Raw genomic sequence first — 21,545 nt, forward strand, 5'->3', positions numbered from 1 at the left:
GCGCGAGGGGACGCGGCTCAGTCGTCGGCCGGTGGCTCGTAGCCCGGCGCGACGCCGAAGTGCTCCACGTCGACGCCGCCCGCCTCATCGACGGCGACTTGCAGCCGGAGGGGAACGCCTTCTTCAGGTTCGACCGCCGGGTCGCCGGCCGCATCTCCATCGGCGTCTCCGTCTTCGGCTCCCGCCAGCGTCACCGCCTGTGAGAACGTGTAGGTGCCGGGGATGCAGTCGTGGAGGTGGTACAGCGTGTACGTTCCCTCGACTGCGGCCCCGGCCGCGATCTCGCGACCGGTCAGGCCGGGTGGGACGGCGGTCCCGTCGAACGCCTCCGAGATCCGCCAGCAGCCGTTCTCGGCGGATTCGGGGAGCACCTCCGCGGTGGGCGCGAGCTCGTTGTCGTCCACGCGGAGCCAGCGATCGTCGGCGCCGTCGGGATGACAGACAAGTCGCTCGACGCCGCCCGCGGCCGTCCCGATCCGCTCCGCGAAGGGGAGGACGGGGCCCTGCGTCGATGTCGCGGTCAGCTCCCGGTCGCCCTCGTTTTCGACGCGAAGCGTGAGTGCCGCCGGCGCGTCCTCCGTGAACGGCTCGACGCGCTCGACGGAGAACGACAGCGCGTCGGACGGTCGGTCGGGGCGATCCGGGTCGGTCCCGCCGTCGAGACAGCCGGCGACGCCGGCGAGCCCGGCGGTGGCGACCGCGGCGGAGGCGAGAAATCGGCGTCTGTTCATTGGTTTATATCCTCCGACCAGAGTCAAGTAGCTTCCCACGGATACCCGACCCACTTTTGAGTCCGCGGCACGCTCTGGGAGACGTGACGCTCGACCCAATCCACGTCGAGAACATCGCCCAGCTCGCGTACGGCATCGCGAACGACGTGGACACCTCGGACCACGAGGACCTCTCGGGAGCGGTCTGGAACGACTGGCTCACCGGGCTCCACCGTGACGGCCGCACGGTGATCGAGCCCGTCGGCGACCACGCGCTCCGCCGAGTGTCGATCGACGACGTGGCGCTCGCCGGGCGCCCGTTCGAGACGACTCACGGACTCGATTCGGGGACGATCAACCCGACGACGTTCAAAAACGGGCTCGTCGTCGACGTGGCCCACGCCGCGATGGCCGCGGAGCCGACGGACCTGGACCTCCACCGGGACCGGACCATCGTCGCCACGGTCCACTCCGGCGACTCGACCAGCGGGTTCGACGGCGACTGGACCGAACGCGACGAGGGTCACACCCGCCAGCGGGTGCTGCATGCACCCCGGGTGAACCGGTACGCCGAGAGCGTCGTCCACGCGCTCGCGTTGTACCTCGCCGAGGGGACGCACGCGCTCGACCACGCCGACCGCGTCGAGGACCTGCTCGTGCTCGATGGCCCCATCTACCCCAAGGAGCTGTTCACGTGGGAGGACCGCGACCCCGAGCTCGGCGAGCTCGCGAGGGAGGCGAAACCCCGCGCAGTCGTCGAGAACTACGTCCGGCTCGTCGAACGGTTCGTCGAGCGCGACGTGCCGCTCGCCGGCTTCGTCAAGAACCCCTCCAGCCGGACGATCGTCCGCACCCTGGCGCGGAAGGGCTTCGAGCCGCCGTGGCCCGACGACACCGCCCTCTTTACTGCCCTGCTGGAGCGCCACGAGGACGGCGAGCGCGTCGACGCGGAGCTCACCTACACGACGTGGTTCCACAGTCGCGGCGGCGCGGACCGCCGGATGTCCGCGGACGCGGACGCGCTCGGCGTCGACCGCGAGCTCGATCCGGCGCTGTACGAGCCGACGTACGCCATCATCTACGACCCCCGAACGGACGTGACGTACAAGCTGGAGGCGCCGTACGCGTTCACCCGCGATGCGGACCTTCGCGAGGCCCTGATCCGGCAGGCGCTCGCGGACGTGGCGACAACACGCGGCCCGCCGGCGGCGGTGAAAAAGGCCGACGAGCTCGCGCGCATCAGCACCGGCGAAAAGACGGCGCTCCGCCGCAAGTTCGAGGAGCGGTTCGACAGCGACCAGCAGGCGACCTACGACGACCATCGGTGGGGAAAAACGAACTACTGAAAGGGGCCGACGACCGGTGGGACGGGGTCCTGATAAAGGACGGCGGCGTTGTTGAGAACCCCCTCTTCAAATACGACGCTGAATGAGGCTGCCGATTACGGTGCGTTGCGAAGTGACTGCCGAGAATCCTCCCTGTTCGAGATGGTGTTTGGATCGCCGTGCAGGATGCAGGGGTCAGATACTGCATAAAAACCCATCAAAAACGAACTGCTCGGATCGATCATCAATGCGACGCCGAGCAGTTATAGAATACAAAGATTCTTAGGCGATTACTATTAATGAGTTTACAATAATGGGACTGTCGGGAGAGGAACATCGGGAACTGGTTAGAAACATTCCCAATGGGGTTCTACTTGTGGATGACTCCGGTGAGATTCTGTATGAAAATCCAGCTGTACAGCGTATCACCGGGTATGCGCCGGCTGAGCGTGTTGGTGGTCACGTGTTCGAACATGTCCATCCCGACGACCAACAGCGAGTTCGTGAGGCGTTCGATGAATTCCGCACATCCGAGGATAATGAGATTAGTACTGCCGAATTTCGCTACCGCCACAAGGATGGATCATGGGTCTGGCTTGAGACTAGGGGGAGTAATCGAACGGCGACCGCGATCGACGGATACGTGGTGAGTGTCAGCGACATTACTGAGACCAAGGAGCGTGAGAAACGTCTCAAACAGACCACGGCCCGTTTCGAAGCCCTCTTCGAAAACTCCCCGGATATGATCAATATCCATACCACTGATGGGACTCTCGTCGATGTGAATCAGCGGTTCTGCGAGGCGTTCGATCAGCCGAAAGACGAACTCGTCGGGCAGAAGGTTTGGGAGATCGATCAGGAAATCGGTCAAGACGAATTGCAGGACAGTTTGGATGGAATGGACGTTGGAGACCGGATCGAAGTCGAAACGACATTCGAGGCCGATGACGGCACACGATTCCCTGTCGAAGTGCATCTCACGCGGCTTCCTGTAGAAGATGGTGATCGGTTTCTCGTCATCTCGCGGGACATCACCGAGCGGAAGCAACGGATGCGAGAAATTGAGACACTCAAGGAACGTCTCGAACTCGCGATCGAAGGCGCGAACCTTGGCGTGTGGGATTGGGACTTGACGACCGACGAAGTAGAGTTCAACGAGCAGTGGGCCGAGATGCTCGGCTACACGCTTGACGAACTCGAACCACACCTCCGGACGTGGGAGGCACGCGTTCACCCGGACGACATCGACGAAGTCGAAGCTGCACTTGATGCACATATTCAGCAGCAAACGGATCACTACGACACTGAACACCGAATGCGAACTGCGGATGGCGAGTGGAAGTGGATCCGGGATCTCGGCAAAATCGTTGAACGAGATGAAGCCGGTGACCCCATCCGTGCTGTCGGGACTCACCTCGATATTGATGAATCCAAGCAGTACCAGCGGGAGCTCAAACGGAAAACCGAGGAGCTGGAGGAGCTGACAACCCGGCTTGAAGAGCAGTATCAAACCTTATTCGAGGAGGCCCCCGTGATGGCGGTCGTCACACGAATGGAGAACGGTCGACCAATTATCGAGGACTGCAACAACCAGTTCGCAGAAACCCTGCAGATCGAAACGGAGGCACTCATCGGAACCGAGCTCGCGGAACGCTACACGCCTGACTCCCGGGAGGCACTGATCGAACGTGGTGGATACGAACGCGCCTTAACGGATGAATTTGCCACAGAGCCCCGGAAGTTGGTGACTGCTGACGGGGAAGTCGTGGAGACCGTGTTGCGGGCAGTCCCCCGTAAGGACGCAGCCGGGAAGGTCGTCGGAACGATGGCGATGTACATGGACGTTACGGAGCGCGAAAAAGTAAAGCGAGCCAATGAGAGGCTTAAGGAGTTCGCTAGCATCGTCTCACACGATCTTCGAAATCCGCTGAACGTTGCTGTGGGGCATTTGGAGTTAGCGCGTGACGACTGTGAGAGCCAACACTTGGACAGCGTTGAGCGAGCACACGGTCGGATGGAGAGCCTTATTGAGGACCTACTCACGCTGGCCCGTGAGGGAGAGAGCGCGGTTGAGACGAACGCAGTCGATCTCACAGCCGTAGTCGCAGACTGCTGGAAAACCGTTGAAACAGCCGAAGCCTCGCTTACTCTCGAAACTGATCAGCTGGTAGTCGCTGATGAGCCCCGGCTCAAACAGCTATTTGAGAATCTTATTCGAAATGCGGTCGAACATGGTGGCAGTGCAGTGACCGTAACCGTGGGGGAACTAGAGGACGGTTTCTACATTGAGGATAACGGGAAAGGGATCGGGGAAGCTGCCGTTGACTCCGTGTTTGAGGTAGGGTACTCAACGAATACCGAGGGTACCGGGTTCGGACTGAGCATCGTGCAACAAATCGTTGAGTCCCACGATTGGGACATCCGGGTTACTCGTCGCTCGGGGGGTGGCGCGAGATTCGAGATTACGGGGGTTGAGTTCACCGCTACATAGGCCCTCTGTATCTTGCACGGCCGTCTTACCAGCTGGTGGATCGTCAGTGTGTCCCGTGTTGGTTCGTTTGTCCGTATGGACGGGAACCGGTCCTGCCATTGTCACGTTATGAGGATTTCAACAGCGCCGGAACGACGGCCGGTGCGGCGCGCTCCTCACAACACGCCGTACAGCAGCGTCACGTAGATGGCGGCGTTGTAGAAGCCGTGCGCGAGCCCGGGGACCAGTACGTTGTCGGTGTACTCGTACAGCAGGCCGAGGAGCGCGCCGAGCACGCCGACGACGCCGGCGTACGCCAGCTGTTCGCCGAGCGTCCCGCTCACGGCGAAGACGTGTACGAGCCCGAACAGGGCACTCGCGATCAGGATCGCGGGCCATGCCGAGTAGGCGCGTCGGAGCCCGCCCTGGACGACGCCCCGGAACAGCACCTCCTCGGCGGGGCCGACGACGAGGATGGAGACGACGATCAGCGCGAGATAGTAGACGACGGGATCACCCGTGGGAACGGTCGCCTGATTCTGCCCGGTCGAGAGGCCGATCTGGCTGAGCACGAACAGGAGCCCGTACTGGAGTGCGAGCAGGACGACCGCGCTGCCGGCGATCAGCCCGACATCGCGGAGGGAGGGCGTGTCGATGCCGAGGATCTCCCACTCGTTCGTCACCGCGAGGTAGCCGACAGCCGCGAGCAGGAAGCCGACGAACTGGAGAATCGTCGAGGTGACCCGCTCCGCGGTGGAGTCGGCCGAAAAGAGGCCGAGCTCGACGCCGAGCGCGGTGAGGGAGGTCGCAAAGAGCGAGGCGACGATCAACGCGGCGAAGATCACCACGATGGAGCTGCCGATCCGGCCGATTCCGTTGTCGGGCAGCGTGACGTAACCGCTCATACACGAACACGGGGCAGAGCGGATTTAGGCCCGTCGGTCGCGCGTGTCACGCGCGCGACGGTCGTCCCGCTGGCTGTGTGCTATTCCCGCCCGGCGTCCGCGGAGACGACCAGCTCGCGTTTGTCCGCGACGGCGTCGGCCTCGGGGAAGTCGCCGCCGCCGAGCAGGCCACGGGCCGCCTTCTTCCCCCACTCGACCGCCGGCTGGGTGAACGTCGAGACGCTCGCGAGCTCGCCGTACAGCACCGTGGCGGCCTCCATGCCGTACAGCAGCTCGCCCAGATTCCGCTCGTCGACGCGGTCGATCTCGATCCGCACGTTCGGTACGTCGGCGGCCGCGAGGCTCGCCTCCGTCGCCGCGAACTCGGCGTCGAGCAGCTCGCCGAGCGAGGAGCCGCCCAGATAGGCGAGCCCCTCCAGGTCGGTCTCCGGGATGGCGGTATCGCGTCGCTCGCGGGGTCGGACCAGCGTCACGAGCTTGTCCGGCGGGCCGGCCCGGTAGAGCTGAAGCTGGGAGTGCTGGTCGGTGGCGCCGAGTGCGCGGGCGGGCGTCTGTCCCAGCCCGTCCTTGCCGAGGCTCTCGGCCCACAGCTGGGCGAACCACTCGCCGAACGTCTCCAGCGACTCCGCGTACGGCATGATGGCGTTGGTGAGCGCGCCGCGCTGGGCGAGCGCGTACGTCGTCGCGCCGTAGGCGTATGCCGGCGAGTCGAACAGCGAGCCGGAGAGCGCGTCCATCCCGTCGCGGCCGCCAGCGAGGACGGCCTCGATGTCGTGGCCCTGCAGGGCGGCCACCGCCAGTCCGACCGTCGAGAGGACGGAGAAGCGCCCCGGCACGCCCTCGGGTACGTCGAGCGCTGGCAGGTCGTGCTGGTCGGCGAGCCGGCGGAGGTTCCCCGACTCGCCCGTCGTTACGAGGGTGCGCTCGGTCCAGTCGACGCCCGCGGTCTCCATCGCCTCGCGGACGACGAGGAAGTTGGCGAGCGTCTCCGCGGTCGTCCCCGAGTTGGAGACGACGTTCACCACGGTGTCCGCGAGCGGGAGGTCCTCAAGCAGGGCCTCGACGTGGTCGGGATCCACGTTGTCGAGGTAGTAGGCGTCCACGGGCGAGTCGAGTGCCTCGGAGAGCGTCGCCGCGCCGAGCGCGGAGCCGCCGATCCCCACGGTGACGACCGCCTCGGGGCGACCGAAGGGCTCGACTGCGGTCCGAATCGCGTCCGGATCCGCCGTCTCGGGGAGGGTTAGCGAGGCGTAGCCGAACTCGTCGTTCGCCATCCCGTCGGCGATCCGTGCGTGGGCGTCCGCCACCCGGTCGTCGAGTCGCTCCAGCGTCTCCTCGGTGACGCCCGGGGTCGTGCCGAGCGCGTTGCCGATGTCCACGTCCATACGTGGTGAACCGGGCGACTGCACCTTAAGGGTGGGTCACCCGGAGTTGCGTGGGTCCTCCCGGACGCCCCCTTTCAAGTCCGCCGGCGCGCTCCCCCCCGCATGGACAAGCAGACGCTCCGCGAGACCGTCTGGGACGCGCTGGAGGAGCGCGGCGTCGCCCGATTCCCGTTCCCGCCTCACGGTCGCATCCCGAACTTCGCCGGCGCGGACGACGCGTGCGATCGGCTGACGGAGACCGACGAGTGGCGAAACGCGGAGACGCTCAAGTGCAACCCGGACGCGCCACAGCTTCCGGTCCGCCGAGCCGCGCTCCGGGCCGGCAAGACGGTGTACGTGGCGCAGCCGCGGCTGCGCGACCCCGACCCGTTTCTCCGGCTGGACCCCGAAGAAGTGACCGACATCGACGAGGCGACGACTGTCTCGGGCGTGAGCAAGCACGGCGTCCCGGTCGCCCCCGAGGACGTGCCACACGTCGACCTCGTGGTGTCCGGCTCCGTCGCGGTCACGACCGACGGCGCGCGCGTCGGGAAAGGCGAGGGGTACAGCGACCTCGAATGGGCGATGCTCCGCGAACTCGACGCCGTGAGCGACGAGACGACCGTCGCCACGACCGTGCACGAACTGCAGGTGGTGGATGGTCCGGAGTCGCCGGTTGCCTCGTCCGAGCAGTCGGACGACGAACACGACGGCGAGCTCCCCTCCCCCGACGCCCACGACGTGCCGCTCGACCTCGTGGTCACGCCGCAGGGCGTCGTCCGGACGGAGACGCCGTACGACCGCCCGACCGGCGTGGACTGGTCGGCGCTCGACGACGAGCGACTGGCCGAGATCCCGGTGCTCGCCGAGCGCGCGCCGGAGCGGGAATAAGCGGATGCACGCGGGGAGCTGCGACACCTCCATCCCCACCTTATAAGCCTCGCCCGGGCGACCGACGACCGTGCGACTCGTACAGGTGATGATCCCCGCCGGCAAGCGCGCGGCGGTGATCCGCGCGCTCGACGAGAAGGGGATCGACTACGTGATAACCGACGAGACCAGCGGCCGCGAGTTCACGGCGGTCGCGACGTTCCCGCTGCCGACCGCGGCGGTCGAACCCGTCCTGGAGGAGCTTCGCGACGCGGGGATCGACGAGCGGACCTACACCGTCATCGTGAACGCCGAGACCGTGATCTCCCGGCGGTTCGACCAGCTGGAGGAGGAGTACGCCGAGGAGTCCGAGCGGACCGAAGACCGGATCTCCAGACAGGAGCTCCAGTCGAAGGCGAAGGACCTCGTCTCGGGGATGCAGACGTACGTGCTCCTCACGGTCGTCTCCGCGGTGATCGCGACCGCCGGGCTACTGCTCGACTCGCCGGCGACCGTCGTCGGGTCGATGGTGATCGCCCCCCTCATCGGGCCGGCGATGTCCGCCGCGGTCGGCACGGTCGTCGACGACCAGGACCTGTTCCGGCGCGGGGTGCGGATGCAGGCGCTCGGCGTCGTGCTCGCGGTGGCGTCGGCTGCGCTGTTCGCCGCACTCCTCCGCGGGCTGAACCTCGTTCCGCCGGGGATGGACCCGTTGGCGCTGGCCGAGGTCTCCGAGCGGCTCGCCCCCAACGTGCTCGTGCTCGCGGTCGCCATCGGCGCGGGGATCGCGGGGATCGTCTCGCTGATGACCGGCGTCTCCGCCGCGCTCGTCGGCGTGATGATCGCCGTGGCGCTGATTCCGCCGGCGGCGGCCGTCGGGATCGGCATCGCGTTCAATATCCCGCGGCTGGCGCTCGGCGCCGGCGTGCTCGTGTTGGTGAACGTCCTCTCGATCAACCTCGCCGCCCTCGTGGTGTTGTGGTACGAGGGGTATCGACCGGAACAGTGGTTCCGCGAGGACGAGGCCCGGTCGGCGCTAATAAAACGCGGCGCCGTACTCGTGGTCGCCATCGCCTGCCTGTCGCTGTTTCTCGGGGGCGTCACCTACGACACGTACACGGCGACGACCGCCGAAGAGGAGATCCGCACCGCCGTCGGCGACGAGCTGGAGGCGCTCGACGCCGAGCTCGAACTGCTGGAGCTCGACATCGAGCGGACGGGCACCGTTCCGCCACGAACGACCGAACGCGTGGTGGTTACCGTCGGAGCGCCACCGGGTACGTCGGTCGACGGACTGGCAACCAGACTCGACCAGCGGATAGAGACTGTCACCGGCACCTCCGTTATCGTGGAAGTCCGGGTCGTGACGCTCGAACGCTCGCGATAGGCCGACGGTCCACAACGCTACCGGAACCGGCACCGATCGTTCGCCGTTCTCGATGGCACAAACGGCGCTTTGTCCCACCGCTGGCTTATAGGGGCCGGCGCGTGTGCTGGCTGACATGAACCGGAAACTGGCTGCGCTCGGCGGGCTCGCCTTTCTCGTGCTGTTGGCGGGCTGTGCCGGGCTGACGGGTGCCGCTGAGAACGGCGCCGACGAGGAGATCGACCGCACGATAGACGTGACGGCGGAGGGAGAGGCGGAGGCCGACCCCGACCGCGCAAGCGTTCGCGTGGCCGTGACGGCGACCGACGACGACCCCGAGGCGGTTCGTGACGAGCTGGCGTCCCGGGAGGACGCGCTACGCGCGGCGCTGTACGACTGGGGACTCGACGAGGACGACGTGCGCACGGACCGCTACTCCGTCCGCGAGACGCACCAGTCCCGTCAGGAGCCGAACGTGACGGAGTACGAGGGCGAACACCGCTACGCGCTCTCCGTCGACGACGTGGACGCCGTCGGTGAGGTGATCGACGTGGCGATCGACGGCGGCGCCGACGACGTCCAGCGGATCGAATTCGGGCTGAGCGAGGAGCGGGAGACGGAACTCCGTGAGGAGGCGCTCGCCGACGCGATGGACGCCGCGGACGCCGACGCCGAGATAATCGCGGCCAACGCGGGACTGTCGGTGGTTGGCGTGGCGCAGGTCTCCACCGCCGACGCCCGCGCGACGCCGTACACGACGAGCGACGTGGCCGAGGCGGTCGCGGCCGACGACGCGAGCGCGGCCGAGACCGGCATCGAGGCCGGTGACGTGAGCGTGAGCGTCACGCTGGCGGTGACGTTCGAGGCGGGAGAGTCCGAATAGCGAAAGCGTCGGTAGCGGCGCCGCGGTCTACTCGGCGTCCCGCGAGGGAAGATCCGGCTGGAAGTCGGCGGCCTCGACCGCGAGGTCGAGCACCTCGTCGACGTTCTCCTCGTTGGTGACGCTCATCGTCGCGTCGACGCTCTCGGCGCGCACGGCGTCGAACCGGTCGTGTTTGTTGGCGACGGTGATCATCGGCGTGTCCGCGCCGAACAGCTCGGCGACCTCCGCGCGGAGTTCGAGCTGGGACTCCAGCGGGTAGCCGCAGTCGCCGGAGGGGTCGAGCACGAACAGCACCACGTCCGCGAGGTGGTCAAGCGCGCTGACGGCCTGGCTCTCGATGTCGTTGCGCTCGTCGGCCGGCCGGTCGAGGATCCCGGGCGTGTCGATGATCTGGTATCGGACGTGGTCACGCTCGAAGTGGCCGATCTGGACGCCCTTCGTCGTGAACGGGTACTCCGCGATCTCGTTTGAGGCGCGGGTGACGTAGTTGACGAACGAGGACTTGCCGACGTTGGGGTAGCCGGCGACGACGATGGCGGGCTCCTCCATCCGGATCTCCGGCAGGTTCTTGAGGTCGTCGCGGGAGTCGCCGATGTAGCGCAGGTCGTCTTCGATCTGGTCCATGATGTCCGCCATCCGGGCGAACGCCTGCTTGCGGTGCTTTCTGGCGCCGTCGACGTCCGAGTTGCGGACCTTGGTGGTGTACTCGTCGCGGATCGACTCGATCTGCCGGCTGGCCCACATCACCTGCGAGAGCGCCTGCCGAAGACGGTCGACGTCGACGATCGCGTCGGCGAGCTCGTAGTAGAACGGGTCGACGTCGAAGCCGAAGTCCGGCCAGGTGACGACGACGTTCTCGAGGTTGTCGGAGAGAATGTTGCCGGCCGTCCGGAGCATCGACTCCTGGGCTTCGTGCCCGCTTTTGGCGTGTCCCGCACGGGCCGCCCGGGAGAACGCCTTGTCGAGGAGTTCCTCCGAACGGGGCGTGGTGGGGAGCCCCTCAAATATCATGTTGGCACGTCTAGCCGGTCGAGGCGTATAAGACCGTCCGTTCGTGAAGCCGGGCGGTACGGCGGCACACGGCGTGCAGCCGTTGGGTCGTGCGCTCGACGTGCCGTCCGTGGTCGACCGTCGCCCGCTTCGTGTGGTGAGTGATAACGGGATCCATGCTTTGTGGGAATAATACAATGGGTATTTATGCAATAGAGACATAACTCGGCCGATGGCAGATGGCTTCACGCCGACGACGTTCGAGGATCTCGATCCCGAGCGCCGCCCGAGCGTTCGGCTCGCGCTGGTCCCCGTCCTCGCCGTCGTGGCGTTCCTGGGCATCGGTTCGGCGGTGCTGGGGCTCGACCCCCACGTACCGCTGCTGTGGAGTATCGTCTTCGTCGGCGCCTTCGGCCTCTGGCTCGGCTACGACTGGAACGACCTGTTCGACGGCGTCGCCAACGGACTCGTGATGGGGCTGCAAGCGCTGCTCATCATCTTCACCATCTACGGGCTCATCGCGACGTGGGTCAGCGCCGGGACCATCCCCGGCCTGATGTACTACGGACTCGAGGCGCTCACGCCGACGACGTTCCTCCCCGCCGCCGCGGTCATCGGGGCAGTCGTCGCGTTCGCCATCGGCTCCTCCTGGACGACGGTGGGAACGCTCGGCGTCGCGTTCGTCGGGATCGGCGCCGGTCTCGGCGTCCCCGCGCCGATGACGGTTGGGGCCGTGCTCTCGGGGGCGTACGCCGGCGACAAGCAGTCGCCGCTGTCGGACACGACCAACCTCGCGGCCGGCGTCACCAACACCGACCTGTACGCCCACATCAAGCGCATGCAGCTCGGGACGTTCGCGGCGTTCGGCGTCGCGGTTCTCGGCTTCATCGTACTGGGGCTCCGGACGACGGGGGAGATTCCTGCGGGCCGGATCGCGGAGATCCAGAGTGGCCTCACCGAGGTGTACGCGATCACGCTGCTCGCGTTTCTGCCCCTCCTCGTCACCTTCGGGCTTGCGCTCCGGGGATACCCGGCGCTCCCGACGCTGGTCGCCGGCGTGTTCGCGGGCGCGTTCACCACGATCCTCGTGCAAGGGACCGGCTTTGTCGCCGCGTGGGAGATCTTCATGTCCGGCACCGCGCCCGAGTCCTCCTCGGAGACGGTAAACGAGCTGCTGGCGACCGGCGGGCTGACGGGGTCGGCGTGGACGATCACCGTCGTCGTCGCCGCCCTCTCGCTCGGCGGGATCCTGGAGCGGACCGGCGCGCTCGCGGTCATTGCCCACGGCTTCGTCTCCACGATCCGGAGTCCGGGCGTGCTCGTCGCTGGTACCGGTGTTTCGGCGATTGCCGTCAACGCCCTCACCGCACAGCAGTACATGAGCATCGTGCTCCCGAGCGTCACCCTGCGGAACACCTACGACGAGCTGGGGCTCGACACCGACCAGCTCTCCCGGGCCGTCGAGGCGGCCGGGACGCCGACGGGCGCGCTGTTTCCGTGGCACGCCGGCGCCGTCTTCATGACGGGCGTGACGGGCGTCCCGACGCTGGAGTACGTCCCCTACTACTTCTTCGCGTTCCTCTCGCCGCTGGCGCTGTTCGTCATCGCCGCGACGGGCTACTCGCTGAACGTGTCGAAGCCGCCGGCGTCCGCCGACTGACTGTGCCGCTTTGGGGGGCAGCCGCTGGCCCTTCGGCTACTCGGAAGTATACGGCTCCCCGGCGTCCTGTCCGCCTAGCCAGCAATTCGAGAATAAGCGCCGTCGCTCGGCGGTACGAGCGGACTGAGGGGAGTAAGCCCCCTTCTGTTCGTCCCGACATTCGGCTGAGCGTCCGTGCCGTGGCCGGACTACCTGATGGCACGGACTTGCACCGGCGAGGATTCGCCGTTCCATCCGTCCCTGCCCGTCGGTCCTCTGCGGGTTAACTCCCTTCCCTCGCGGGTCGGTTCGCACGCGTCACGGGTCGGGGCAGGGGGTCTCGTTGCTGTTCCAGAGCCAGCCGTCTCCGACTCCGGGCTTGTGCCCGGTCGCCTGTCCGGCCGGTGGGGGGACTTTCCTCATGGCTGACGCCACGGGAGTCGGGCTCCCTCTGTCCGCCAATTCCTAGCCGACTCCCACCAATAAGGGGTTCGGTCGGCGGGACCGCCGGGCGCACGCCGGCCTCCACTCGCTCGTACCTCCGAGTGGTCATTCGACTCGCAGGAGAGACATCGACCGCGACAGCGGACGAGAAATGAGATATCACCGATCCTCGAAAGGTCATGAACGTTCACGCGGAAGGGACACGTTCAAGTCGGCCGCACCGCAAGGGAAGGTATGTCCGAGGCCCAGACCGTTGAGCTATCGTACGAGGACGGAGCTCGAGCGGTCGAACTCGCACGCGAGGCGGTCGAATCGTTCGTTTTGCAGGGCCAACGTGAACATCCGGGGAGCATGCGCGACGCCTTCTACTCCCGGACGGGTGCGTTCGTCCGCCTGCAGTCGACACGCGGTCGCGGCCGGCTCCGTGGCTGTGCCGGCGCGTACAAGACCTCCGACCAGCTCGGTCACGCCATCGTCGAGGCCGCGATTCAGGCCGCCTCCGACGACTCCTGTGGCTCCGAGGTGGAGCCGAAGGAGCTGGAGCACCTCACCGTCTCCGTCTGTATCGTCTCGAACACGGTGCTCACCAACGACCCGCTCGCCGACCTCGAACTCGGCACGCACGGCGTCGCCGTCGACGCCGGCAACGCCCACGGCTGGCTCTACCCGACGCTCCCCGTCGAGAACGGCTGGTCAGCTGCCGAGTTCCTCTCGCGAGCTTGCCGGAAGGCGGGACTCTCGCCGACCGCCTACGAGGACGAGGAGACGATGGTCACGCTCATCGAGGGCCAGGTCTTCCGCGAGCGCCCCGACGGTGGCGCCGTCGAAGAGCTGTAACGGACTGGAGGCCGCGCCTACTCGACGCTTCCCCGCCTCGGAGCGTCCGCCTCACGCAGCCATTTTGTTTTCGAGCGAGAGCGACGTCGCCGACGTGCGCCGCGGCTACCGCCGCTCCGCAGTCCCGTCGCCGTAGCCGACGTGACCCGCATCCGCCAGCGCCCGCTCCGTGCCGGCGTCCAGATCGAACAGCGCCTCGTCGACCACCTCGCCGTCGCGAATGACGGGCTGGAGCAGCTGTTCGGCGCCTTCGGGCCCCTCACGGCCCGCGAGCCCGACGGCGTGGTCGCCGTCGGCGGTCCGGTACACGTGTTTCGTTCCGGAGAGCTTCCCGCGTTTGGACACCGGTTCGCCGTCGACCTCGACGATGTCGAGCGCGAAGTCCACGGGATCGGCGTTCGAGACGTAGCCGCCGATGCCGAAGCCGTCGACCACGTCGCGGAGCCGTCGGAGGTCGTCGGGCCCGAGTCCGCCGGAGACGTACACGTCCACGTCCTCGTGGCCGCGCGCGTCGAGCTCCCAGCGCACCTCCCGCACGATGTGCCGGAAGTCTCCGCGGCGCGAGCCCGTCGTGTCGAGCCGGACGCCCGAGAGGCGGTCGCCGAGCGCCTCGACCGCCCGGATCACCTCGTCCTTCTCGTCGGTGTAGGTGTCACATAACGCGATCCGCGGGACGCGCTCGTCGACCGTCTCGTCGAACGCGCGCCACGCCGCCTCCTGGTTGCCGGCGCCGAAGCAGATCATGAGCGCGTGCGGCATCGTCCCCGACGCCTCCTTGCCGAGGAGGTCGCCGGCAGCGACGTGCGAAAAGCCGTCAAGGCCCGCAAGCAGCGCGGAGCGCTCGACGACCGCCGTCATCGACGGGTGGACGTGGCGCGCGCCGAACGAGAGGACGTGGGAGTCGGGCGCGGCGACTCGCGCGTCCAGCGCCGCGGTGGCGATGCCGGACGCGTGCGAGAGAAAGCCCAAAAGCGACGTCTCCAGCCGCGCGAACGTCAGGTAGTCGCCCGTGATCCGCATGACTGGCCCGCCGTCGAACAGCCGCCCCTCGGGGATCGTGTCGACGTCCACGTCGCGTCCTTCGAGCAGGGCGACGGCGTCTTTCAGCCCCGCAAACAGCTCGAACTCCCCGTCCGGAAACTGGTCGGCGGTCACTTCCGCGACGACGCGCGGATTCCGGCCGGCGGCCTCGAGCGTCGCCTCCGTGCGCTCGAAGTAGGCGTCGGTGGCCCGTCCCGACCGGATCGCGTCGGCGTCCACGATGTCGAACTCGGTCATTGCTCGCCGTTCGCCCGGCAGCCGCAAAAAGCCAGGTGGGATGCGACCGGTTCGGCGGCACCCAACTAGAACTCGGAGTCAAGCAGATCGAGAGCTGGTTCGACCTCGAACAGCCCGGACCCATAAAACGCTGCGAGCGGTAGCTCGCGGCCGTCCGCAGCGTACTCCTCCCGCCACGTGCTTGCGAGCGTTTTCAGATCCGCTGCTCGAATCAACCGGATGTCCTTTCCGATCTGCATCTCCAAGCGCTCCGCGTTCTTCTCGGCCTCCTCGGTGAAGTCCGGAGCAACGATCAGGAACCACTCCACCTGATGCTGTTTGTCCTTGGTGTCGATGTAGCTCTTTATTTTGCTTCGAGCATCGCTTCCGAGCCGGAACTTCTCCCGCCGGCGCTTGTTGTCCCAGAGTAGCCACTTGCCGTCCTGTTCGATCTCCCCGTCGGCGACCATCCCGGTCGCGTGTTGGCCGAGCTGGTTCGTTCCGTCGAGACCGAACGCCTCCCGAAACAGTTCCCCGGTAGCCTCCTCGAACAGGATGTCGAGCTTTCGGTCCGCGTTCTCGACGTCGACGAGATCCTGTAGCTGTGGCGGCACCTGCGTGACCGTTCCGTCGGCGATATCCTCGTACGTCTCGATAAATAGCTCGACTTCGGGGTCGTCGTCGTCGACCGCCTTCTGCGACTGTTCGAAGTACTCGATGATCGCGGTGACCATCTCGTCCGTCCGCCGTTTGTGAGCATCGAGGCCGTAGCGGTCGACGATCGCTTTGAGGTCCTCCTTGTCGACTACTTCCCGGAGCAGTTCGCTGGGATACACGCCTGCGGCGACGATGTTCTCCCGTCTATTCTCGTTGCGTCCATAGTTTTTCCCTTCGATGTCGAACGTTTCACGCGCCTCTATGAGCACCGACTGACGGTCGAACGGTTCAAGCGTCTCGAGCATCCGGTGAAAGTTCTCTTCCGACATCTCGTAGTGGAGCCAGTCGCCGATGACGTCCGCAAAGTCCTCCGGAATTCCGACGAGGTCCTTCGTGTCTCCGTCGTTCACCTCGTAGACGAGAGCTTGTTCCTGAAGCGACCAGATCCCCTTCTCGATGGTATCACGGGCGTGCTCGGGGCTGTCGGAGCGTGAAACCTTCGGGAACCGCTCGATTGCCGACAGTCGTTTGAAAAACTCCAGCCAGGTGTAGTACTCGTGTTTACTCTCGTACGCACGATTGTGTAATTCAAAGAAGCTAGATACCATATGAAGCTCCGAATCATCGATCTGGTTTTCGTAATCGACGGCTGCGTGTGCCAGATGGAGCAACTCATCGTCCTCGGAGAACGAATCGCCATCGTACGTGTCGATGAACCCCCTCTGCCACTCCTGTACGGCGTCCAGCAACTCCCCTTTCTGCATGCTGTACCCCGGTTGTTGAATGAGTTGCCTGAGGACGCCGAATCTGATCACGAGCGCCTGGTACGGTGAATCGTTGATCGACGAGAGCCGTGGAGGCGTGAAGTCCGTGAGTTCGGCTTTGACCCGTCCCTCCTCGGCGAGCGCCGGTACGTACGTGTTCAGATACGTTTCACGCTCCGAGAATCCGTCGTGTTTGAACGCTTCGGGGTCGAACGCTTCCGTTTTTGACTTGGTATCGTCGTTGATGAAGCGCTTCCGTTCGTAACTGTTCCAGTCCTTATCTATCAGATCGCGCAAGTACATCGGATAGAATGACAATTGGTCACATGATACTTTAAACTGAGTATCGTTGAGACGTAACCTCGACTCGCGGATCTAGTCCCGTGTCCGAAGCACCACCGTGGCACAAAGCAGCGCGACGAGCGCGACGACGACGCCGAACCCGGGCGCCATCTCGTCGGACGACCCGTCGCTTTCGGGCGTACCGGTCGGCTCGTCGGTCCCGGGCACCGGCGTTCCCGCCGCCGGCGTGTCGGGCGCCGGCTCCTCGGGTTCGGGCTCCTCAAGCTCGATGGTCGGGCGGATCTCCATGACGCTCTCGGGGTCGGGGGCGTGGGTGATCCGCACCGTGGTGTCGTCGTGTTCGACGCCGTACGCGCCACGGAAGTCGCCGTCGGCGACGTACCGGACCCCCTCGTCGGTGGTCTCCGGGTCGTGGTGGGCAAGCATTCGCTCGTAGGTCTCGAGGAACTCCGTGGCGTCCGCCTCGGTCTGCCACTCCGTCTCCCAGACGTAGCCGTCCCGCTCCTCGTCGTCGCCGTCGTTTCGGTACGGGTAGAGCTCGTCGCCCGCCCAGCCGTCGGTCGCCGAGTCGGCGTAGTTGTAGGCCGCTCGCGTCCGGAGCTCGTCGTCGGTCTGGAGGTGGACGTTGACGCTCTGCTCCCAGGTCGCCTCGAACGTCGGCACCTCGTACTCGAAGCTCTGGTACCAGAACATCACGAACATCGACGCCTCGCCGGCGGTTTCCGCGCCGTCGACGCCCTGTTCGTCGAACGTCTCCCAGCCGGCCTCTGCGACGTCCTCGAACTCGATCTCCGCCGTCTCGTAGTCGGGGTCACGGTGGATCGTCTCGGAGGTGGTCGCCGGCGGGTCGTTCATCGACGCGTTGACTGCCTCCCAGCCGCCCTCCTCGCGGAGGGACTCCGCGTAGAACGGGCCGTCGGAGTACGGCTGGAGCACCGTCTGGAGGATGCCGTAGTTGAAGTTTGCCGGAAGGCCGTCGTCATCATCGGCCGGCGGCTCGCCGATACAGGCCCACTCCTCGGCACACCGTTCGTCGTACAGCTCCTCGATCAGCACGACCTCACCCTCGACGATCCCCTCGACCGCCAGGTCGGCGTCCTGCGTGTCGCCGGCGTATCGCGGGTCCGCGAGGTCGTGGTACTGGTCCTGCATCGCGTGGGCGAGCTCGTGGACCAGCGTCGAGCCGCTAATCTGCAGCGCCTCGTCCTCGTCGACGACGAGCACCACCCGGTCCTCCGCGGGCGAGTAGAAGCCGGCGACCGCCCCGCCGAACACCGCGTCGAGCGCCTCGGCCGAGGAGTCGTCCTCGCCGACGACGAACAGCGCCTTCCAGACGCCGTCGTTCCAGCGGTTGAACTCGCGTTCGTCGTCGGTCTCCTCCTCGTCGCCCTCGTAGTCGGCCTGGAACTCCTCGCGCGTGACGGTGTCGACCGGCACCGCCTCCGTGAACGGCCGGTCGCGGAGGTACTCGACGCGGGCCATTTTGAGGTGCGTGAGCTCCTCGAGTTCGGCCTCGGTCAGCCCGTCGGACTGGTCGATCCCGGGGTCCTCGCCGTAGTGGATGCCCGCCCAGCAGCCCACGATCTCCGTGTCGTTGGCGTCCGCACACTCGTCGGGCGACTCCGCAACCGGATGGTCGGTCGCGCCGGCGCCGCCGGCTGCGAGGCCGACGGCGAGCAGCGTCACGGCGAGGACGATGAGAACCCGTCGCATACACCCCGTTGCGGGTAGGACCCTAAGTAGCTTGTCGGTCCTGCGCGTCGACGCGGCCGGACGGGTGCAGATACTCCCTGCGTCGACCACAGCCACCCGTCCCTCCCGTGACGCCGGTTTTCTTAACGTCGCCGTCCGAACCGTGCGACATGGAGTTCGATCCCGACCGCACCGCGGTGGTCGTCGTCGACATGCAGAACGGCTTCTGTCACCCCGATGGCAGCCTCTTTGCGGAGCCGAGCGAGGCCGCCGTCGACCCGGTGGCCGACCTCGTCGACCGCGCCCGCGAAGCCGGCGCGCACGTCGTCTACACCCGCGACGTGCACCCGCCCGGACAGTTCGAGGGGAACCACTACTACGACGAGTTCGAGCGCTGGGGCGAGCACGTCGTCGAGGGGTCGTGGGAGGCCGAGCTCGTCGACGAGTTCGACCCCCGACCGGACGAGCACGTCGTCGAGAAGCACACCTACGACGGGTTCTACCAGACCGACCTCGAGGGTCACCTCGACGCGCACGGCATCGACGACCTGCTGATCTGTGGCACCCTCGCGAACGTCTGCGTGCTCCACACCGCCGGCAGCGCGGGCCTGCGCGACTACCGTCCGGTGGTCGTCGAGGACGCGCTCGGCTACATCACCGAGGAGCACAAGGCGTACGCCGTCGACCACGCCGACTGGCTGTTCGGCGAGACGGCGACGCTTGAGGACGTGGCGTTCGCGTAGCGGCAGCCCCGACTTTATAAGTGAATGTCAGAGCGGTGGCGCGCCCGGCGAGCGCCCAGCGGGTGCTCGCCGGCGCGCGAGGGAGTCGTCGCCGGAGGCGACGACGAGGCTGGGGAGGTGTGAGGTGCGGGTGCGGTGCTGTGCCGGGTGGGACTCAAAGGGGCAGCCGGCGAGGACGAAGCCCGGCGCAGCAAGCACCGCAGCGAACGGAGTGAGCGAGGAGCGCAGCAAGCCGCGCGAGTCGTCGCCGGCTGGGGCTTTGGCGGTCGTGTTCTCCGTGGTCGCCGGCGCACTTACCACACAAACCGCTTATAAGGTGTCGGCTGGACCTTTGAAGGTATTTGCCGTCGTGTTCACTCCATCAACTGCTTATAAGGAGCCGGCTGGGGCTTTGGCGGTCGTGTTCTCCGCGGCTGTCGCCGCTTTCACTCATTCTGCCACTTATAAGGAGTCTGCTGTGACTTTGCAGGTGTTCGCCGGCGTCCTCACCACACCAACCGCTTACAAGGAGTCTGCTGGGGCTTTGCCAGCGTCGTCACCGGCTGCTTATACCCGTCTACGGAGCGGATGATGCTACTTGGTGAACGCGACGCCGACCGCCGACATCCACAGCCGGGAGACCCGCCACGGCCCCGCACCTCGTCCTCCCCAACCGGCGACCGGCACCCTCCGCGTTGCTCCGGGTGCCGGTCGGACCCTCGCGCGCGTCGCTCGCGCCCTTAAAAGGGCGCTCGCGAGGGCGCGCGCGGGAGGATGAGACGGCCGACTGACGGACGCCTCAATCTCTCACGCTCCCCACTTATGCGGCGTACTCGCGTTGCAGCCGCCAGCGCTGCACGAACAGGTCCTGCACGGTGCCGTCCTCGCCGCGCTCGAAGCGCACGGGGACGGCCGCGCCCGCCGCGCTCACCGTCTCGAAGGTGAGGTCGTCCGGGGAAAGCGAGGTGGGCTGGAGGTGCATCGTCTGGTCGCCCAGATCCGTCGCCAGCGTCAGCGTCAGCGTGCCGCCGGCCCGCTCGACGGTGCCGCGCGCGACCGAGTGGACGGCGTCGTACTCCCCGACGACCGCGTCGAGCTTCGCGTCGAGCGCGTAGCGCGGCACCGTCTCCGCCGGCTCGTTGCCGGTCGCCAGCGCGAGCACCGCGGGCCCGACGTGCATCGGGTGCGGGTCGGCCGACGTGTTACAGGCGAGTGCGACGCCGATCTCGGCGTCCTCCAGCCAGCCGAGAAAGGCAGTCGCCACGGAGACGCTCCCGCCGTGGCCGACCAGCGTATCGGCGTCCGCATGTCCCTCGCCGACCGCGAACGGCTGGCGCATCCAGCCGTAGCCGTATCCCTGTTCGGCGCCGTCGAGGAACCGCTGGCGCGTGGCGTGTGCGGTGTGTGCCTCCGTGAGCGTCTCCTCGCTCACCAGCCGCGTGCCGTCGAGTTCGCCGCCGTTGAGGTGGAACCGGACGTAGCGCGCCAGCTCGTTCACCGAGGCAACGAGCCCGCCCGGGCCGTCCACGCGGTCGCCGAAGGGGAATCCGCCCTCGGTGAGCGTCCCCTCCCCCTCCCCGTCGTCGGGGTCGCGGTAGTACGGCGTGGCAGCCTCCCGGTCAGCCTCGAACTCCGCTTCCGCGTACGTCGTCCGCGGCATGCCCAGCGGCTCGAACAGGGTCTCGATGACGAACTCCCGGAACGGCTCGTCCGCGACCGCCGCCACCACGTCCGAGAGCACGGTGTAGCCGGTGTTGTAGTAGAAGAACGGCTCCTCCTCGCCGGGCCACTCCTCGGCCGCCACGCGGTCGTCGGCCGTCGTCGCGAGCAGCCGGTCGAAGTCGTCACGCGAGGTCGTCGGCTGTGTCGCCGGCGCCGCGCCGATCCGCCGGGCGATCTGGGCGACGGCAGCCCCATCGGACGGCATTCCCGAGGAGTGCGTCAGGAGGTCGTCGACCGTGATTCCGGTCCCCGCGAACGCGTCGACGTGGTCCGAAACGGGGTCGGCGTAGTCGAGCTCGCCGGCCTCGACGAGCCACGCGACCGCGAGCGCGGTGACCGACTTCGAGCAGGAGCCGATCCCGAACAGCGTGTCGGCGGTCGCGGGCGCGTCGGCCTCGATGTCGCGGGCGCCGAAGCCGGTGGCGTACAGCACCTCATCGCGGTCCACGAGAGCCAGTCCGGCGCCGGGAACGTCGGCGTCGGCCACCCAGTCGCTCACGAACGCGTCGATGCGGCGTCGCGTCTCCGGAGACAGCGTCATGCCGGCAAGTCGGTGCCGGGCATCAAGAACGTACCCCCCGCGGAGGGGGTTACCGGAACACTGGCGGTCGGAGGGGGGAGCCGG

17 protein-coding genes and 1 other RNA gene are annotated in these 21,545 nt (G+C 66.8%); 8 read left to right on the forward strand and 10 right to left on the reverse strand.

Features of this window, described 5'->3' with window-relative positions; all coding sequences use genetic code 11:
• Nucleotides 1–17: 17 nt before the first annotated feature.
• Nucleotides 18–731, reverse strand: coding sequence for a DUF8130 domain-containing protein (locus tag ACYQ07_RS11680; protein WP_459881784.1), 714 nt, complete (start codon nucleotides 729–731; stop codon nucleotides 18–20).
• An 83-nt stretch (nucleotides 732–814) separates the two neighbouring features.
• Here ACYQ07_RS11680 and ACYQ07_RS11685 point away from each other — a divergent pair, with 83 nt between their 5' ends.
• Entirely contained in the window at nucleotides 815–2,056 is a 1,242-nt protein-coding gene (locus tag ACYQ07_RS11685; protein ID WP_459881787.1) for a DNA double-strand break repair nuclease NurA, read from the forward strand.
• A gap of 292 nt (nucleotides 2,057–2,348) precedes the next feature.
• Nucleotides 2,349–4,526, forward strand: a complete 2,178-nt coding sequence (locus ACYQ07_RS11690) for a PAS domain-containing sensor histidine kinase (protein ID WP_459881790.1) — start codon at nucleotides 2,349–2,351, stop codon at nucleotides 4,524–4,526.
• A gap of 155 nt (nucleotides 4,527–4,681) precedes the next feature.
• Here the strand turns inward: ACYQ07_RS11690 and ACYQ07_RS11695 are convergent, their stop codons facing one another.
• Together ACYQ07_RS11695 and ACYQ07_RS11700 are read right to left on the reverse strand one after the other, a co-directional pair.
• Nucleotides 4,682–5,410, reverse strand: a complete 729-nt coding sequence (locus tag ACYQ07_RS11695) for a CPBP family intramembrane glutamic endopeptidase (RefSeq protein WP_459881793.1) — start codon at nucleotides 5,408–5,410, stop codon at nucleotides 4,682–4,684.
• 80 nt (nucleotides 5,411–5,490) lie between these two features.
• Nucleotides 5,491–6,795, reverse strand: coding sequence for a glucose-6-phosphate isomerase (locus ACYQ07_RS11700; protein WP_459881796.1), 1,305 nt, complete (start codon nucleotides 6,793–6,795; stop codon nucleotides 5,491–5,493).
• Between the two features lie 102 nt (nucleotides 6,796–6,897).
• On the opposite strand from ACYQ07_RS11700, the gene ACYQ07_RS11705 reads away from it, so the two are divergent.
• The 3 genes from ACYQ07_RS11705 to ACYQ07_RS11715 all read left to right on the forward strand — a co-directional run bounded on the left by ACYQ07_RS11705 (nucleotide 6,898) and on the right by ACYQ07_RS11715 (nucleotide 9,893).
• Nucleotides 6,898–7,665 carry a 5-formyltetrahydrofolate cyclo-ligase gene (locus tag ACYQ07_RS11705; RefSeq protein ID WP_459881799.1) on the forward strand — a complete coding sequence of 256 codons (768 nt, stop codon included), beginning with the start codon at nucleotides 6,898–6,900 and terminating at the stop codon, nucleotides 7,663–7,665.
• 70 nt (nucleotides 7,666–7,735) lie between these two features.
• On the forward strand, nucleotides 7,736–9,031 hold the full coding sequence (locus ACYQ07_RS11710; protein WP_459881802.1) for a TIGR00341 family protein: 1,296 nt from the start codon (nucleotides 7,736–7,738) through the stop codon (nucleotides 9,029–9,031).
• A gap of 115 nt (nucleotides 9,032–9,146) precedes the next feature.
• On the forward strand, nucleotides 9,147–9,893 hold the full coding sequence (locus tag ACYQ07_RS11715; RefSeq protein WP_459881805.1) for an SIMPL domain-containing protein: 747 nt from the start codon (nucleotides 9,147–9,149) through the stop codon (nucleotides 9,891–9,893).
• A gap of 27 nt (nucleotides 9,894–9,920) precedes the next feature.
• Here ACYQ07_RS11715 and ACYQ07_RS11720 read toward each other — a convergent pair whose 3' ends face one another.
• Entirely contained in the window at nucleotides 9,921–10,904 is a 984-nt protein-coding gene (locus tag ACYQ07_RS11720; RefSeq protein WP_459881808.1) for an NOG1 family protein, read from the reverse strand.
• A gap of 211 nt (nucleotides 10,905–11,115) precedes the next feature.
• Between ACYQ07_RS11720 and arcD the strand changes: the two genes are divergently transcribed.
• Nucleotides 11,116–12,543: an arginine/ornithine antiporter ArcD gene (arcD, locus tag ACYQ07_RS11725; RefSeq protein ID WP_459881811.1), complete on the forward strand. Its 1,428-nt coding sequence runs from the start codon at nucleotides 11,116–11,118 to the stop codon at nucleotides 12,541–12,543.
• 121 nt (nucleotides 12,544–12,664) lie between these two features.
• Here arcD and rnpB read toward each other — a convergent pair.
• Nucleotides 12,665–12,978: RNase P RNA component (gene rnpB, locus ACYQ07_RS11730), an RNA gene on the reverse strand.
• Between the two features lie 222 nt (nucleotides 12,979–13,200).
• Between rnpB and ACYQ07_RS11735 the strand changes: the two genes are divergently transcribed.
• Nucleotides 13,201–13,803: a TIGR00296 family protein gene (locus ACYQ07_RS11735; protein ID WP_459881814.1), complete on the forward strand. Its 603-nt coding sequence runs from the start codon at nucleotides 13,201–13,203 to the stop codon at nucleotides 13,801–13,803.
• Between the two features lie 105 nt (nucleotides 13,804–13,908).
• Here ACYQ07_RS11735 and ACYQ07_RS11740 read toward each other — a convergent pair whose 3' ends face one another.
• From ACYQ07_RS11740 to ACYQ07_RS11750, 3 genes are all read right to left on the reverse strand, one after another.
• Nucleotides 13,909–15,081, reverse strand: coding sequence for a nicotinate phosphoribosyltransferase (locus ACYQ07_RS11740; protein WP_459881817.1), 1,173 nt, complete (start codon nucleotides 15,079–15,081; stop codon nucleotides 13,909–13,911).
• Nucleotides 15,082–15,146: 65 nt separating this feature from the next.
• On the reverse strand, nucleotides 15,147–16,784 hold the full coding sequence (locus ACYQ07_RS11745) for a restriction endonuclease FokI C-terminal domain-containing protein (RefSeq protein ID WP_459881820.1): 1,638 nt from the start codon (nucleotides 16,782–16,784) through the stop codon (nucleotides 15,147–15,149).
• Nucleotides 16,785–16,856: 72 nt separating this feature from the next.
• Complete coding sequence (locus ACYQ07_RS11750) at nucleotides 16,857–18,497, reverse strand: Hvo_1808 family surface protein (protein ID WP_459881823.1); 1,641 nt, start codon at nucleotides 18,495–18,497, stop codon at nucleotides 16,857–16,859.
• A 149-nt stretch (nucleotides 18,498–18,646) separates the two neighbouring features.
• On the opposite strand from ACYQ07_RS11750, the gene ACYQ07_RS11755 reads away from it, so the two are divergent.
• Nucleotides 18,647–19,219 (forward strand): cysteine hydrolase family protein, encoded by a 573-nt coding sequence (locus ACYQ07_RS11755; RefSeq protein ID WP_459881826.1) that lies wholly within the window; start codon nucleotides 18,647–18,649, stop codon nucleotides 19,217–19,219.
• 27 nt (nucleotides 19,220–19,246) lie between these two features.
• On the opposite strand, the gene ACYQ07_RS11760 is transcribed toward ACYQ07_RS11755, so the two are convergent.
• Together ACYQ07_RS11760 and ACYQ07_RS11765 are read right to left on the reverse strand one after the other, a co-directional pair.
• On the reverse strand, nucleotides 19,247–19,519 hold the full coding sequence (locus ACYQ07_RS11760) for a hypothetical protein (RefSeq protein WP_459881829.1): 273 nt from the start codon (nucleotides 19,517–19,519) through the stop codon (nucleotides 19,247–19,249).
• 499 nt (nucleotides 19,520–20,018) lie between these two features.
• Nucleotides 20,019–21,461 carry a serine hydrolase domain-containing protein gene (locus ACYQ07_RS11765; RefSeq protein ID WP_459881832.1) on the reverse strand — a complete coding sequence of 481 codons (1,443 nt, stop codon included), beginning with the start codon at nucleotides 21,459–21,461 and terminating at the stop codon, nucleotides 20,019–20,021.
• Between the last annotated feature and the right edge of the window lie 84 nt (nucleotides 21,462–21,545).

It is taken from the genome of Halorubrum gandharaense (genome assembly GCF_054654575.1).

Excerpts from the sequence above, each read along its gene's own strand:
- ACYQ07_RS11740 (WP_459881817.1), bottom strand. The coding sequence starts at position 15,081 with ATGACCGAGTTCGACATCGTGGACGCCGACGCGATCCGGTCGGGACGG.
- ACYQ07_RS11705 (WP_459881799.1), top strand. The coding sequence starts at position 6,898 with ATGGACAAGCAGACGCTCCGCGAGACCGTCTGGGACGCGCTGGAGGAG.
- ACYQ07_RS11735 (WP_459881814.1), top strand. The coding sequence starts at position 13,201 with ATGTCCGAGGCCCAGACCGTTGAGCTATCGTACGAGGACGGAGCTCGA.
- arcD (WP_459881811.1), top strand. The coding sequence starts at position 11,116 with ATGGCAGATGGCTTCACGCCGACGACGTTCGAGGATCTCGATCCCGAG.
- ACYQ07_RS11745 (WP_459881820.1), bottom strand. The coding sequence starts at position 16,784 with ATGTACTTGCGCGATCTGATAGATAAGGACTGGAACAGTTACGAACGG.
- ACYQ07_RS11750 (WP_459881823.1), bottom strand. The coding sequence starts at position 18,497 with ATGCGACGGGTTCTCATCGTCCTCGCCGTGACGCTGCTCGCCGTCGGC.
- ACYQ07_RS11695 (WP_459881793.1), bottom strand. The coding sequence starts at position 5,410 with ATGAGCGGTTACGTCACGCTGCCCGACAACGGAATCGGCCGGATCGGC.
- ACYQ07_RS11755 (WP_459881826.1), top strand. The coding sequence starts at position 18,647 with ATGGAGTTCGATCCCGACCGCACCGCGGTGGTCGTCGTCGACATGCAG.
- ACYQ07_RS11715 (WP_459881805.1), top strand. The coding sequence starts at position 9,147 with ATGAACCGGAAACTGGCTGCGCTCGGCGGGCTCGCCTTTCTCGTGCTG.
- ACYQ07_RS11700 (WP_459881796.1), bottom strand. The coding sequence starts at position 6,795 with ATGGACGTGGACATCGGCAACGCGCTCGGCACGACCCCGGGCGTCACC.
- ACYQ07_RS11720 (WP_459881808.1), bottom strand. The coding sequence starts at position 10,904 with ATGATATTTGAGGGGCTCCCCACCACGCCCCGTTCGGAGGAACTCCTC.
- ACYQ07_RS11765 (WP_459881832.1), bottom strand. The coding sequence starts at position 21,461 with ATGACGCTGTCTCCGGAGACGCGACGCCGCATCGACGCGTTCGTGAGC.
- ACYQ07_RS11680 (WP_459881784.1), bottom strand. The coding sequence starts at position 731 with ATGAACAGACGCCGATTTCTCGCCTCCGCCGCGGTCGCCACCGCCGGG.
- ACYQ07_RS11690 (WP_459881790.1), top strand. The coding sequence starts at position 2,349 with ATGGGACTGTCGGGAGAGGAACATCGGGAACTGGTTAGAAACATTCCC.